Origin of the sequence: Variovorax sp. J31P207 (assembly GCF_030316965.1) — a bacterium.
Classification (GTDB): Bacteria; Pseudomonadota; Gammaproteobacteria; order Burkholderiales; family Burkholderiaceae_C; genus Variovorax; species Variovorax ginsengisoli_B.
Window position 1 is genome coordinate 1 of the sequence record NZ_JASZYN010000022.1, and the last position, 14,632, is coordinate 14,632.

13 protein-coding genes are annotated in these 14,632 nt (G+C 66.2%); 4 read left to right on the forward strand and 9 right to left on the reverse strand.

Annotated features, from left to right (window positions below):
- The first annotated feature begins 272 nt into the window (after positions 1-272).
- Both QTI68_RS37755 and QTI68_RS37760 read left to right on the forward strand, forming a co-directional pair.
- Positions 273-665, forward strand: coding sequence for a hypothetical protein (locus tag QTI68_RS37755; RefSeq protein ID WP_286529388.1), 393 nt, complete (start codon positions 273-275; stop codon positions 663-665).
- A gap of 284 nt (positions 666-949) precedes the next feature.
- Positions 950-1,204: a DUF6868 family protein gene (locus QTI68_RS37760; protein WP_286529389.1), complete on the forward strand. Its 255-nt coding sequence runs from the start codon at positions 950-952 to the stop codon at positions 1,202-1,204.
- 121 nt (positions 1,205-1,325) lie between these two features.
- Here the strand turns inward: QTI68_RS37760 and QTI68_RS37765 are convergent, their stop codons facing one another.
- A complete protein-coding gene (locus tag QTI68_RS37765) occupies positions 1,326-1,994 on the reverse strand; it encodes an SOS response-associated peptidase (protein ID WP_286529390.1) in 669 nt (222 codons plus the stop codon).
- Positions 1,995-2,058: 64 nt separating this feature from the next.
- Positions 2,059-2,322, reverse strand: coding sequence for a hypothetical protein (locus QTI68_RS37770; protein WP_286529391.1), 264 nt, complete (start codon positions 2,320-2,322; stop codon positions 2,059-2,061).
- Between the two features lie 619 nt (positions 2,323-2,941).
- Between QTI68_RS37770 and QTI68_RS37775 the strand changes: the two genes are divergently transcribed.
- Both QTI68_RS37775 and QTI68_RS37780 read left to right on the forward strand, forming a co-directional pair.
- Positions 2,942-3,145, forward strand: coding sequence for a hypothetical protein (locus QTI68_RS37775; protein WP_286529392.1), 204 nt, complete (start codon positions 2,942-2,944; stop codon positions 3,143-3,145).
- A 289-nt stretch (positions 3,146-3,434) separates the two neighbouring features.
- Positions 3,435-4,067, forward strand: coding sequence for a site-specific integrase (locus tag QTI68_RS37780; RefSeq protein WP_353506469.1), 633 nt, complete (start codon positions 3,435-3,437; stop codon positions 4,065-4,067).
- A gap of 1,338 nt (positions 4,068-5,405) precedes the next feature.
- Here QTI68_RS37780 and QTI68_RS37785 read toward each other — a convergent pair.
- The 7 genes from QTI68_RS37785 to QTI68_RS37815 form a co-directional block, all read right to left on the reverse strand.
- Entirely contained in the window at positions 5,406-6,740 is a 1,335-nt protein-coding gene (locus tag QTI68_RS37785; protein ID WP_286529393.1) for an NAD(P)/FAD-dependent oxidoreductase, read from the reverse strand.
- Between the two features lie 124 nt (positions 6,741-6,864).
- Positions 6,865-8,334 carry an NAD-dependent succinate-semialdehyde dehydrogenase gene (locus tag QTI68_RS37790; RefSeq protein WP_286529394.1) on the reverse strand — a complete coding sequence of 490 codons (1,470 nt, stop codon included), beginning with the start codon at positions 8,332-8,334 and terminating at the stop codon, positions 6,865-6,867.
- A 22-nt stretch (positions 8,335-8,356) separates the two neighbouring features.
- Positions 8,357-9,445 (reverse strand): tartrate dehydrogenase, encoded by a 1,089-nt coding sequence (locus QTI68_RS37795; RefSeq protein WP_286529395.1) that lies wholly within the window; start codon positions 9,443-9,445, stop codon positions 8,357-8,359.
- 11 nt (positions 9,446-9,456) lie between these two features.
- Positions 9,457-11,085: an ABC transporter ATP-binding protein gene (locus tag QTI68_RS37800; RefSeq protein ID WP_286529396.1), complete on the reverse strand. Its 1,629-nt coding sequence runs from the start codon at positions 11,083-11,085 to the stop codon at positions 9,457-9,459.
- Positions 11,085-11,990 carry an ABC transporter permease gene (locus tag QTI68_RS37805; RefSeq protein ID WP_286529397.1) on the reverse strand — a complete coding sequence of 302 codons (906 nt, stop codon included), beginning with the start codon at positions 11,988-11,990 and terminating at the stop codon, positions 11,085-11,087. The genes QTI68_RS37800 and QTI68_RS37805 overlap by 1 nt, the downstream gene beginning before the upstream one ends.
- A 10-nt stretch (positions 11,991-12,000) precedes the next feature.
- Positions 12,001-12,957, reverse strand: coding sequence for an ABC transporter permease (locus QTI68_RS37810; protein WP_286529399.1), 957 nt, complete (start codon positions 12,955-12,957; stop codon positions 12,001-12,003).
- Between the two features lie 24 nt (positions 12,958-12,981).
- The gene (locus QTI68_RS37815) at positions 12,982-14,604 is read right to left on the reverse strand and encodes an ABC transporter substrate-binding protein (protein ID WP_286529400.1); all 1,623 of its coding nucleotides are present in this window, start codon (positions 14,602-14,604) and stop codon (positions 12,982-12,984) included.
- Positions 14,605-14,632: the final 28 nt, after the last annotated feature.

Below are 14,632 nucleotides of genomic sequence, written 5' to 3' on the forward strand. Positions count from 1 at the left end.
TCCTCTAGAGGCAAACCACTTTAAAACCCGACCGCAAACGCACCCCGGGCGCGTGCGTCAACCGCTCACGATAGTTGTCGCTGACCGCTCAAGATAATTGTCGCCCGCCAGCGCTGTTGACAAACGGGCCCGATCAGAGAAGCAGGTATCTGCGACAGTCCCTTCTCCGGCAGCAGAGATTGACGGCCGCAGGGCCGAAGCCATACAAATCGATTGGCAGGACGCGGCGGGCTGGCCTACATTGGTCTTCCACCCACCACGAGGAGCGCAACATGCCCATTCGCATCGCATCGCTGACCCACCGCATCGCGAAGAACGGCGCGATGCTTCACAAGGCGACGATGGACCGCGTCCACTCGCTGGGGGCGGACCATGAGCCATCCGAAGCCGAACAGGAGCTGGCCGAGGAGCGCCGCCTGCTCAAGGAGGAGCGTGCGAAGCGCCAAGCGCAAGCGCAGCAGCCGAGGGCGAAGGCCGTCGACAAGCTGGTGAGGACGCACCACGCGCAGGCCAAGGAGAAGCCCAAGGAAAAAAAGGAGCCCAAGGACGCCAAGAAGACCAAGGCTGGCACGGCCCACAGGCCCTCGCGTGCCGAGAAGCACGCTGCGCAGGCGGCGGCCCTGCAGGCCGCGAGTAGAGCGCCAAAGAAGTCGGCGAAGACCTGAGAAGGCTCTCGGGCACTGCGCGGAACGCGGACGCGCTCTTCCGAGTACAGGCGGAGTACGAATCGCCCTGCCTCGGTGTCGCGCAGGCCCCGAACCTCCTCGCGCATGGCGGGCGGCACTTCGTCGAGCACAAGGTAAGCGGGACCGCATCCTGCCGGAAGCAGCATCGGTGACGCGAGCGCGGCGGCTGCTTCGGAGAAGTCGCTAGAACCGCTTCGGGCCGCCGGCGTCGTCGCCCATGTGGCAGGATGCGGCGACAAGCTGCCCCTCATGGAGAACGTCCAATGACGCTTCGGTTTTTGAGCGATTTTCTGCTGTGGTGCGCAGTGCTCAACTACGCCGTACTGCTTGCTTGGTTTGTCGCCTTCAGGTTTGCCCATGCCTGGATGCGAAGGCTCCACGGTCGATGGTTTCACATATCGGAAGAGCGCTTCGATGGCATCCACTACGCATGCATGGCGGTCTACAAAGTTGGCATTCTTCTTTTCAACGTCGTGCCATACATCGCCCTTCGCGTCCTGGCGAGTCATACCGGCTGACCAAGCGCGCCCGCCCCAATGATTTAAAGCGCAAACAGACCAGGATTTTTGCTGCCTCCCTGCAAGGGCAGAATGCGGCCCGACAGCCGACCGTTCGTCGAGGCACGGCCGCCAGATTGCATCAGCTCGGCGCCATGGTCGGCCCAGCATCGAACACCTCGACCGGCGTCAGGCGCATCAACTGCCTGGCCTCGTCCATCGTGCCCGCGAGCCACTGATCGACGTCGCCCCGCTCGATCGCGATCACTGAGCGCTTGTCCTGCTGGTCGGGCGGCAGCTTCGGATCTGGCTTGTGCATCCGGTTCATCAACGGGTGGTGGTCCGCGTTCAGGGTGAGCATGCTGTAGCTCTCGTGCACCTCGCCCGTCGCCTTGTCTGTCCAGGTGCTCCACAGGCCGGCCAGCCCCCACGGATTCCCGTCCGCGCGCCGGAACTGCCACCATTGGTTCTTCCCGCTCTCCCAGTTCGGCTCGTCGAAGCTGGCCGCCGGGATGATGCAACGCTGGCCGCGCTTCCAGGGGTCCTTGAAAGTGGCCTTGGCCGAGAGATCTTCGGACCGCGCGTTGTTCGTGCTGAAGGTCAGCTTGGCGGACTTGGCGAACCAGGGGATCAGGGCCCACTGCCCGACAACGAGCTCGCGTTCGTAGTTGGAGGCGAGAAGCGCGCGGCGGATGAAGGGGCCAGGCGCCCGCGGGAGCACCTGGCGCGGCCAGGGCAGTTGGTTGTGACGGCCGATGTGCCAGAAGCGCTCGATTTCCCAGACTTCAGGGGCCTCGTATCGGTTGCACATCGGCGGACACCTGGTTCCCCTTGTGGGCCGCAGGCCCGACATGACGAGACTGAGGCAGGGACGGCTACTGATCGATGAAGGGTGATTCGCCCTCGCCGCGCTTGATGTCCCATTCATCGACAAAGGCGCGGGATCGGTCGGAGAGTGCCGTCATTGCGGCGGCAGCATTCGGGTATTTCCCGGCGAGCGCAATAGTGCATCGGTGGCCGCCGCGCCTGTCAAGGTCGGCGTGCCCAGAAGACACGCCCTCCGAGGTGCAGCCGTCCAACTCGATCACCACAGACCACCCGTCGTATTCGAAACGACGAAGTTCAACACTGGGCAGCATGGCTGTCGCTCCAAAAGATCCAACTCCTCGTCCGCCCTCGTGGAGATCATAGGCCCGGGGAACCGCGCAGCCAGGCATCATCCTTGGCATTCGAGGGGCCTAGTCCGGCCGGTCATGAAAGCCGTCGAGATGGTCTTGGGACGGCGGCCAAACCGCCCTCCACGATGCCTTCGAACTGGAATCGGTGCGAGGTTGAAACGATGGGCCGCCGGCATCAAGGGCCCGCTCTCGACGAGCGGGTTGCCACAGCATCCGTTGCGAGCGCCAGCGGACCATCGTTCTCCAGGGTACGTCTGCGTCTTTGACTTTGTATGTAGGCCGTGCACGCTTTTCGGGTTAAGGCCTCGTTCACCCAGCAGGTTCAGCATTTGACCTTCCTCCTCCACCGAGGACATCAGAGGGTCCTCATTGCCCGCTTCGGCGGGCTTTTTTCGGGGGCGACTCGGCTCAGATGCAATAATTCGTTCGAAGTGATCTGCGCCCGAAGCGAGGACTTATAGACCTCAAAGGCGACCGCCACATTCAGGGTCCAAGCGAGGGCGATGAACGAGCCAGCGACCAGTGCGCAGATGTACCACCCTCGCAGGCTGACGCGCACCTCCCTCAAGGAGTTTTTGCATTGAAGACGACGTGGCGAGCACTCACCGAAATCAGGCTTCGCAGCTCTGACGACGTGGCCCATGGCGGCGCGCCTGCCGACGGGCGCGATCACTTGTGGATTCCCTACAACCGCACCACCAGGGAAAGGCTCGTCCGGGCCGTGGAGCTTGGCAATCGGCTGCATGGTCCGGCCACCCATTGGATCGAGAACCGGCAAGCCTGAGAGCGATGTGAACCAGCCAGTCCGAGGCCCAGGACGCTGACAGCACCCTCTCCTTCTGCCAGACGCTGGGGGGTGGCGCCCCCTAAGGCGGGGGCAAGGCGCTGCAACTGGCAGCAGCGCGCCCTTGCGAGGAAGGCCGTCGCGCCGACCCAGACCGCGGCACGCACGAAGCGCTAGTTGGGGTAATCATCCCAATCATGTGGATTGATACGGTTGCGAGAAGTTTTCTTTTGAATATCAACGACTTACGCAGGACGGCTTTCGCGCAGATGCGAGTGCTCGTAAGTCGTTGTCGTGCGTTGGGTTTCTTGCCCCAACAGTATCAAATTCCATCGAAAGTACGACTACCCCCTGCGATGACTCGCTCAAAGGGAAGCGAGACCGCGCCCTCCTCCTCTTTGCCTGGGCCTCGGGCGGGCGCCGGCGCTCCGAAGTCTCAGAAGCTGTGTTCGAGAACCTGCACCGCGGCGATCAGGGCGCCTATCTGTACACCTTGGCGAGCTCGAAGACGAACCACAACGGGAAGATCCGCCCGGAAGACGTGAAGCCGGTGGTCGGATCAGCCGCCGAAGCGCTGGATGCGTGGCTCAAGGCGAGCGGCATCACCTCGGGGCCCCTCTTCCGACGGATCCTCAAGAACCGAAAGCTCGGCATCGACGGGCTCTCAGGGACGGCGGTGCGGGACATCGTGAAGGCGCGGTGTGCGCTGGCAGGGGTGGGCGAAGATTACTCGGCGCATTCGCTGCGGTCGGGTTTCGTCACCGAGGCCGGGCGGCAGAACATGCCGCGGCAGGAGACGATGGCCATGACGGGGCATTGGAGCACGGATACCGTCGCGGGATACTTCCGGGCAGGCGCCGCCCAGGTGAGCGCGGTGGCGCGGATGAGGGACACGGGAAAGCATGAGTCTGGCAAAGCCTGAATGCCGGTTCGGTGCCGAATCGGTTGCTCAATTCAACATGTAATACAAATGTGTACAACTACGATGCCCTGTCGCGCGGCGGGCTCCGAATCCCGAACGGCAGGTTCTCCACATTTGCAGTGGACAAGCCTGTGGACAAGGATGCCCGCATCGTTGCAAATCGTTACCAGCCGGGCGTTCTGACGCGGTGCCTGCAAAAGCGACATGGCATCCCATGAATTGAGACCGCCACCGACATCGAGGGACCGCCCCTTACGAACGGGTACGCCGACGCGCTTGTTCAGCGACCAAACACGAGGCAGGCAGCATCGTCGCGCTGATAGCGTGGGTGCGCGATCGGCGCAAGCGCCCTCCTCCACCACCTCGGCCTCAGACGCCCAGATGATCAGCCGCTTCACGCCGTTTGAAATTCCGCGCTTGCGCGAGAGCGACGACCTCCGACGGTTGCTGGGCGCCTTCGAGCGGGTGCTCCCGCTGCGCAAGCCCTCGGATCTGATGCAGCGGCCAACGTTCAGTTCATTCTTGTGGCCAGTGGCGGCCAGACGGGCGAGATCTCAATGCTGCTTAACGAAGCATCGGCACTCGCAGTCCTGGATGGTTCGGAGCGGATCACGCTTGCGCATCTGGAACATGTCGCACTCGCTGATCAGTGAGCACCGCCCGCTGCCGTTCGCACCCAGGCCGTTTGATGCCGAGGTCTTGGGTGGATGGATTGGCCGCATCGTTGCGCGCTACAGAATGTCCGTGCCGGCGTTCGCGGCAACATGCGGACTTGAATTGCAGATATCGGACGGCCGGGGATGGTTGCTGATGCCGCAATTGCACCAGCATGCGGTAGACCACCTTGCAGCCTTGACCCGAATCAGTAGGCAACGCATCGAGAGCATCGAGGTCCCGCCGCCCTGGGAGGGTCCAGGAGGCACTTCTGCTATTGCGCGCGATGTGTGTTCGTCAACCCTCTTGACGTCGCAGCGCCGATCTGGCGGCGCGAGTGGCTCGACCAGAACCTGATGGCCTGCACGGTCCACGGCGACGGGTTTCAGACGCTGAGTGCCGGGCGGGTGCTCGCGTGTACGAACCTGGACAAGCTGTTTGCCTTGACGAGTCGCAACGAGCGGGAGATTCGCGCTGGGACGTTACCCCGGCGCGCTAGCAGAGTTCATTCAGCGGCTAGCGCATTTCGCTGACCTGGCTAGCTGTTTTAACTGACCTCAACATCAAGCGACGACCGTGCCCGGACACCTCTTCGCATCGGGTTGATACAAATTGAAAAATGGGGTGCGGCTCAAGCTCGAGCCGCCTTGGGCGGGACATGGCGCGCAGCATGATCGCAACGCCTCAATGGAGCTTCACGTGCGGTTCGGTGCGCCGCGTGATGAGCCGGGCAAGCGTGTCGAGCGAGACCTTGACCACGCCGTGCAGTGCGAGCTCGTGCATCTTGTAGAGCGACATGTACATCAGCCGCGCGAAGGCGCCTTCGATCATCAGACTGCCGCCGATCAGGCCGCCCATCATGTTGCCGACCGTGCTGTACTCGCCGAGCGAGACCAGCGAGCCGAAGTCGCGGTACCGGTAGTCCTTCAGCGGCTTGCCGGCCAGTCGGCGGCGGATTTGTTCCGCGACGTGCGAGGCCTGCTGGTGCGCGGCCTGCGCGCGCGGCGGCACGAGGCCGCCCTTGCCACCGTTGGCCTCGGGCCAGGCGCAGGCCGCGCAGTCGCCGATGGCGAAGATGTCGGCGTCGCGCGTGGTCTGCAGCGTCGGCAGCACCGCGAGCTGGTTGCTGCGGTTAGTTTCGAGTCCCGCAATGTCCTTCATGAAATCGGCCGCCTTCACCCCCGCGGCCCACACCACCAGCTCGGCCGGCAGCGTGCGGCCGTCGGCCAGGCGCACGCCCTCGGGCAGCACCTCAGCCACCTTGGCCGAGGTGTGCACATCCACGCCCAGCTTGCGCAGCAGCGCCTCGGTGGCGGTGGACATGCGCGGCGGCAGCGCGGGCAGGACGCGATCGGCGGCCTCGATCACGCTGACCTGGATATCCTTCTCGGCGTCCACGCGATCGAGCCCGTAGGCCACGACCTCGCGGGTGGTGCGATGCAGCTCGGCGGCCAGCTCCACGCCGGTGGCGCCCGCACCGATGATCGCCACGTGCAGCTGCTCGGGTCTGAGCGGCGTGGTCTGCGCATGCGCGCGGATGCAGGCGTTGACCATGCGCTGGTGAAAGCGCTGCGCATCCGCCTTCGACTCGAGGCGCAGCGCATGCTCGCGCACGCCGGGCGTGCCGAAGTCGTTGCTGAGGCTCCCGATGGCGACCACCAGCGTGTCATAGCCGAAGGCGCGTGCAGGCGTGACCAGGCGGCCCTCGTCGTCCAGGTAAGGAGCGACATGCACCTCGCGCCGCTCGCGGTCGATGCTGGTGAGCTCGCCGAGCTGAAATCGGAAGCGGTGCCAGTGTGCCTGCGCGAGGTAGTCCACCTCGTGTGCGCTCATGTCCATGCTGCCCGACGCGATCTCGTGCAGCTTAGGCTTCCACACGTGGGTGCGGTGCATGTCGACGAGCGTGATGTCCGCCACGCCGCGCAAGACCCGCATATCGCCGAGGCGCGTGGCCAGTTCCAGCCCGCCGGCGCCGCCGCCCACGATGACGACTCGGTGCTTGGACAAAGGGCTGTTCATGGTTGACTGCTCGTACAGGCGCGGGGGCGCTTCAGCGCGGCAGGGGCCGCGACGACCGATGAGTTCGCCAGGCACGGCCACTTCGTGGAGACGCACCAGCATTCCAGGCCGTGACCGAGCGCTCCTACAGCTGCCCCTGGCACAGGTACTTGATGTGCAGATAGTCGTCGAGACCGTGCACCGAGCCCTCGCGACCGTAGCCAGAGGCCTTGACGCCGCCGAAGGGAGCGGCCTCCGCCGCCAATGCGCCTTCGTTGATGCCGACGATGCCCGACTCCAGTGCCTCGGCCACGCGCCAGATGCGGCGCACGTCCTGCGAGTAGAAGTACGCGGCCAGTCCGAAGGGCGTGTCGTTGGCTGCGGCGATCACCTCGGCCTCGCTGTCGAAGCGCGTGATCGGCACCACCGGCCCGAAGGTCTCCTCGCAGCTGCACGCCATGCTGGCGTCGGCGTTCACCAGCACCGTGGGCGCGTAATAGTTCGGGCCCAGATCGACAAGACGCCTTCCGCCGGTGAGCACTTTGGCGCCCTTGGCGACCGCGTCCTGCACATGGCGATCGATCTTCTCGACCGCGCGCGCATTGATCATTGGACCAATCTGCGACCCCGGTTCGCTCGCAGGGCCCACCTGGAGTGCGCCTACGCGCCCGGCCAGCTTGTCGGCGAAGGCGTCATGCAGGCGCTCGTGCACGAACACGCGGTTCGGGGAGACGCAGGTCTGGCCGCCGTTGCGGAACTTGGCCGCCATCAGACCTTCGACGGCGGCGTCGATGTCGGCGTCCTCGAAGACGATGAAAGGCGCATTGCCGCCGAGCTCGAGCGAGAGCTTCTTCAGTGTGTCAGCCGACCGGCGCGCCAGGTGCTGGCCTACCGGCGTGGAGCCGGTGAAGGTGATCTTGCGCACGCGCGGGTCGTCCAGCCACACATCCACCACTTCGGGCGTGCGTTCGCGCGAGGCGGTGACGATGTTGATGACGCCCGGCGGCACGCCGGCCTCCTGAGCGAGCTTGACGAGCGCAAGCGAAGTGAGCGGCGTGTCCTCGGCCGGCTTGAACACCACGGTGCAGCCGGCGGCGAGGGCCGGCGCGATCTTTCGCGCAATCATGGCAGCCGGGAAGTTCCACGGCGTGATGGCGGCGACCACGCCGACCGGCTCCTTCAGCGCGAACATGCGCCGGCCCGGCACCGGAGCGGGAATGATGTCGCCGTTGGCGCGCGTCGCCTCCTCGGCGAACCACTCGATGTAGCTGGCGGCATAGGCCACCTCGCCGCGGCCCTCGGCCAACGGCTTGCCCTGTTCGCGCGAGATAAGCCGGCCCAGATCCTCCTGGTGCGCCATCACCAGGTCGTTCCAGCGCTTGATGATCTGGGCGCGCTGCTTGGCCGGCACGGCGCGCCACGCCGGGAAGGCGGCATGCGCGGCGTCGACGGCCGCGTGCGCATCGGCCGCGCTACCGTCGGGCACGCTCGCGAAGACGGCGTCGGTGGCAGGGTCGCTCACATCAAGGCGGCGCGCATCGCTCGCGTCACGCCATTCGGCGCCGATCAGCTGGCGTCCGGGCATCAGGTCCTGGCGTTCGAGGGTCAGTGTCATGGTGTTTGTCATTTAGGGGTTGTCAGTTTGCGGCCACGCGCTCGGCGATGGCCATGCCGAGCTCGGTAGTGGATGCCGTGCCGCCGAGGTCGCGCGTGCGTGGGCCCTCGCGCAACACCGCCTCGATGGCGCCGAGGATCGCGTCGTGCGCGGCGCGGCCCGCGCCCTGGCCTTGGGTGAGAAAGTCCAGCATCAGCGCGCCCGACCAAATCATGGCGATGGGATTGGCAATGTTCTGGCCGTAGATGTCCGGTGCCGAGCCGTGCACAGGCTCGAACAGCGACGGGAACTTGCGCTCGGGGTTGAGGTTGGCCGACGGCGCCAGTCCGATGGTGCCGGTGGTCGCGGGCCCCAGGTCGGACAGGATGTCGCCGAACAGGTTGCTCGCCACCACTACGTCGAAGCGCGTCGGCTGCAGCACGAAACGCGCCGACAGGATGTCGATGTGCTGCTTGTCGACCTTCACGTCGGGGTAGTCCTGGCCGATCGCGTCGGCGCGCCCGTCCCACCAAGGCATGCTGATCGCGATGCCGTTGCTCTTTGTGGCCACCGTCAGGTGTTTTCTCTTGCGCGCCTGCGCGAGTTCGTAGGCGTACTTCAGCACGCGGTCGGTGCCGTGGCGCGAGAAGACCGATTCCTGGATCACGATCTCGCGCTCGGTGCCTTCGTACATCACGCCGCCGAGCGAGGTGTATTCGCCCTCGGTGTTCTCGCGCACCACGAGGTAGTCGATGTCACCGGGCTGGCGGCCGGCCAGCGGGCACGGCACGCCTTCGAACAGGCGCACCGGGCGCAGGTTGATGTACTGGTCGAACTCGCGGCGGAACTTGAGCAGCGAGCCCCACAGCGACACGTGGTCGGGCACGGTGGCGGGCCAGCCGACGGCGCCGAAGTACAGCGCGTCGACGCCCTTCAGCTGCGCCTTCCAGTCGTCCGGCATCATCTGGCCGTGCTCGGCGTGGTAATCGCAGCTGGCCCAGTCGATGACGCGGCAGTCGAGCTCGAAGCCAAAGCGCGCCGCCGCGGCCTGCACCACGCGCAGGCCCTCGGGCATCACTTCCTTGCCGATGCCGTCGCCGGCGATCAGCGCGATGCGGAAGGTGGGGGTCATTTCGGTTTTCCTCATGTTGCTGCCGCAGCCGTGCGGTCCATGTCGTCGAGCCAGCCCTGGCGCAGTTCGGGAACCGATCGGGCCAGCAGCTCGTAGTAGGGATGGTGCGGCCCGCGCTCGTAGTCGCGGCGTGCCACCTGCGCCAGCTTGCGGCCATGCTGCATCACGACGATCTCGTCGCACACCGCGCGCACCGTGTGCAGGTCGTGGCTGATGAACAAGTAGGACACGCCGAGCTCGCGCCGCAGCTCGGCTAGCAGTTCGAGCACCGCCGCGGCGACCACGGTGTCGAGCGCGGAGGTCACCTCGTCGCAGAGGATCAGGTCGGGGTCGGCCGCGAGCGCGCGCGCGAGGTTCACGCGCTGCTTCTGCCCGCCCGAGAGGCCGCCCGGCAGGCGCCCGGCGACCGTCTGCGGCAACTTCACGAGATCCAGCAATTCGCGGATGCGGCGCTTGAGCGGCTCGCCGCGCAGGCCCTTGTAGAACTGGAGCGGCCGCGCCAGGATGCGCTCGATAGTCTGCGACGGGTTCAGCGCAGTGTCGGCCATCTGGAACACGATCTGGATGCGGCGCAGCTCGTCCCGGTCGCGCTGCTGCAGCGTCGGCTTGAGTTCGTGGCCGCGGAACAGCACGCTGCCGTGGCTGGGCTTGATCAGGCCGGCCACGGCCCGCGCCAGCGTGGTCTTGCCGGAGCCGGACTCGCCGATCACGCCGATCGCCTGGCCGCGGTGGAGCTTGAGGTCGATGTCCTGCAGGATCGGCATCGCCGGACGTCCCTGCGCATCCACCGGACCGTAGCCAGCCGAGAGCTGCTGCACATGGAGCAACAACTCGAGATCGTCGTTGGCTGCCTTGGCCGACGCGCGCGGCACCGGCCGCGCCGCGGCCAGCAGGCACTTCGTGTAGTCGTCCTGCGGTGCCGAGAGAATCTGCCCGGTCGCGTTCAGCTCGCGCATCTTTCCGTCGCGCAGCACCAGGATATGGTCCGCCATCTGCGCCACCACGGCCAGGTCGTGGCTCACATACACCGCGGTGGCGCGGCGCTCGCGCACCACGCGGCGAAAGGCGCGCAGCACCTCGATCTGCGTCGTCACGTCGAGCGCGGTGGTCGGCTCGTCAAGGATCACGAGCTCGGGGTCGCCGATCAGCGCCATAGCGGCCATCAGCCGCTGCAACTGGCCGCCGGAGACCTGGTGCGGATAGCGATCGCCGATGGTCTCCGGATCGGGCAGTGCCAGCTCGCGAAACAGCTGCACCGCCTTCGCCTCGGCCTCGGCTCGCTTGCACAGGCCGTGGATGACGGTCGGCTCGATCACTTGGTCCATGATCGTGCGCGAGGGATTAAAGGAGGCGGCCGCGCTCTGCGCGATGTAGGAAACCGTGCGGCCGCGCAGCGCGCGTTGCCGAGGCGCATCGAGCGCCAGCACGTCGGTGTCGCCGATCTGCACGCGGCCTGCCGAGATGCGGCAGCCGTGGCGCGCATAGCCCATCAGTGCCAGCGCGGTGGTGGTCTTGCCGGAGCCCGACTCGCCGATCAGCGCCAGCACCTCGCCGGGCTGCACGGAGAAGCTCAGGTTGTCGACCAGCGTGATCGCGCCGGCCGAGATGCTGAGGCCCTGGACAATGAGTGGTGCGCCCATCAGCGTGCTCCTCGTTCCCGGGCGGTGCGGCCCGGCAGGTTGTCGATGACGAGATTGACCGCGATGGTCAGGCTCGCGATGGCCAGCGCCGGAACGATCACCGAGGCGCCGCCCATGGCCAGCGCGCCGATGTTCTCGCGCACCAGCGAGCCCCAATCGGCAGCCGGCGGCTGGATGCCCAGGCCGAGGAAGCTCAGGCTGGCCAGCAGCAGCACGACATAGACGAAGCGCAGGCCGAGGTCGGCCAGCATCGGCCCCAGGATGTTGGGCAGGATCTCGCGCAGCATGATGTACAGCGTGCCTTCGCCGCGGGTGCGCGCCACGGTCACGTAGTCGAGCGCATTGATGTTGACGGCCAGCGAGCGCGCCATGCGGTAGGCGCCCGGCACGTAGATGATGCCCGCCGTGACCACCAGCATCGGCACCGAGGAGCCGAAGCCCGCCACCATGATGAGCGCGAACATCTTGCTCGGGATCGCGGTCAGCGTGTCCAGGCCGCGACTCAGCACCGCATCGATCCAGCGGCCGCTGGCCGCGGCCAGCAGCGCCAGCGTGATGCCGGTACCGCTGGCCAGCACGGTGGCCAGCAGCGCGACGCCGATCGTGTAGCGCGCCCCCTCGATGATGAGCGCCAGCATGTCGCGGCCGAGGTAGTCGGTCCCCAGCCAGTGCGCCGCGCTGATCGGCGCGAAGACGTTCGAGGTGCCCGTGGCCGCCGTGCCGTGCGAGAGTAGCCAGGGGCCGAGCAGCGCCGCGAGCAGCCAGAACAGAAGCACCGCGAGGCCCAGGAGCCCGGATGGCCCGAAGCCGGCGAGCCAGCGCAGTGGGCCGCCCCGGCGATCTGGCAACGCTGCCGCCAGGGAAGCCGCGGCGCTCACGACTGTTGCAGAGGTGGACGTTTCCATGGTGCTTTCCTCAACGGTGCCGCAGCCGCGGGTTGGCGACGATGCCGCAGATGTCGGCCGTCGTCACCAGGATCAGGTAGGCGCAGCAGAAGATCATGGCGCAGGTCTGCACCAGCGGCATGTCGCGCTGCGAGACCCCGTCGACCATCAGCTTGGCAATGCCGGGGTAGTTGAAGATGGTCTCGACGATGATCACGCCGCCCAGCAGGTACGACAGGCTCAGCGCCACGGCGTTGGCGATCGGTCCCACCGCATTGGGCAGCGCATGCGCCAGCACCATGCGCATCGGCGAGGCGCCCTTGAGCCGCACCATCTCGATGTAGGGGGCCTCGAGCTGGTCGATCACCGCGGCGCGGGTCATGCGCATCATCTGCGCGACGATCACGCAGCACAGCACCATCACCGGCATGGCAAAGGCGCGCAGCATCTGCCCGATCGACTCGATGTCGTTCACGAAGGACAGCGCCGGCAGCCACCGCAGCTTGACCGCGAACACCAGCACCGCCAGCGTCGCGACCAGGAATTCCGGTACCGACACCACGCCAACGGCCGTCGTCGAGGCTGCCCGGTCGAACCAGGAGCCGCGCCAGACCGCCGAGGCGATGCCGAGTGCCAGTGCGATCGGCACGGAGAACAGCGCCGTCACCGCAGCCAGCAACAGAGAGTTGGGCAGGCGGCTGGCGACCAGCTCGGCCACCGGCATCTGCGTGGTGGCCGAGAGGCCGGGATCGCCCTTCACCATGCCGAGCAGCCACTTCGCGTAGCGCTGGGGCGCCGGCACGTCCAGACCCATCTGGGCTCGCAGCGCCGCAACTGCCTCCGGCGTGGCGTCCTGGCCTAGTTGCTCTTGCGCCGCATCGCCCGGCAGTACCGCCGTGATCGAGAAGACGATGACCGACACTGCGAGCAGCGAAAGCAACGCCAACGCGATGCGCTGGCCGAGGAGCTTCAGAATCACGTGGTTCATGGGGAATCCTCCGGCGCGTGCAGATCAGGCCTCGAGCCAGACGTTCTCGGCAAAGTTGTAGCCCATGAGGCCGCCCAGGGGGATCGGCGCCAGACCCTTGAGCTTGGAAGTGTGGCCGTCGATGCTCGCGAGAAACAGCGGGATGCCGATGCCGGCCTCCTGGTGAATCATGGTCTGCATGTCGGCATACATCTGCTTGCGCTTGGCCAGGTCGGTCTCGGCGCGCGAGGCCAGCAGCAACTGGTCGAACTTCTCGCTCTTCCAGCGCGACTCGTTCCATGCGGCTCCCGACTGGAAGAACTGCGTCAGCAGCACATCGGCGCTCGGGCGCGGGTTCACATTGCCGAAGCCGACTTGGCTGTTGAGCCAGTGGTTCGACCAGTAGCCGTCGGCCGGCATGCGCTTGATGTCGATTTCCAGCCCGGCGCGCTGTGCCGTCTGCTGCAGCAACAGCGCCATCTCCACCGAGTACAGCGCCGCGGGCGATGCCACCATCGGCACCTTGCCCGTAACGCCGGACTTCTGCAGGTGGAACTTTGCCTTGTCAAGGTCGAAGGGCCGCTGCGGCAGGCCGGCAAAATAAAAGCGGTTGGTCGGATCGATCGGCTGGTCGTTGCCGACCACGGCGTAGTCGAGCGCGATGGTTTTCTTCATCTGCTCGCGGTCGAAGAGGTACTTCATCCCAAGCACGAAATCCGGGTTGGCGCCGGGACCCACGTCCTTGCGCATCACGAGGTCTGAGTACTGACCGGACTGGGTAACGAAGATCCCAAAGCCGGGCGTACCCTTCACGCGCTCGACCGAGCGCGGATTGACCGACCCCACCAGGTCCATTCCGCCTGACAGCAGCGCGTTGACGCGTGCGGTTTCGTCGCCAATGCCGACGAATTCGATCTCGTCGAGGTAGGGCTTGCCGGGCTTCCAGTAGGCGTCGTTGCGCACCATCAGCGAGCGCACGCCGGGCTTGAACTCCTTGAGCTTGTAGGGGCCGGTGCCGATGCCGGCGTTGAAGTCGGTGGTGCCTTCCTTGACGATTTGGAAGTGGGAGGTGCCGAGGATGACCGGCAGGTCGGCGTTCGGCGCGCTGAGCACGAAGGTCACTTCGTTGGGGCCGGTGGCCTTGGCGCTGTCGATCTGGTCGGCGAGCACCTTGGCCTTGGAAGCGGTGGCCGGGTCCTTGTGGCGCATCACCGAGAACACGACGTCGGCCGGCGACAGCGCCTTGCCGTCGTGGAAGGTGACGCCCTTGCGGAGCGTGAACACCCAGGTCTTGGCATCCTTGGTGGTGAACGATTCGGCGAGCGCGGGCTGCGGCGTCAGGCTGCCGTCCAGCGATGTCAACCCGTTGTAGATCATGTTGCAGCGCGAGTAGTCGGTCTGGTTCGACTGCTTGGCCGGGTCGAGCGTGTCGGTGGCGGCGGCAGTGGCGCCTGCGACGCGGATGCGGCCGCCCTTCTTCGGCGTCTGCGCATGGGCGCTCATCGCCGCGCCTGCGATGCCACCGGCCAGCGTGGCCTGCATGCCGCCCGCCATCAGCATCGCGAGGATGTCGCGCCGCGTGGCGCCGCGCTTGAGCGACTCCATCACGCGAAGGCTCTCGCCGGGACCGACGAGCTTCTCGAAGCTCGTGTTGCTGGTGCTGTTCATGGGGTTGTCTCCTCTTGGTGGGTCGATG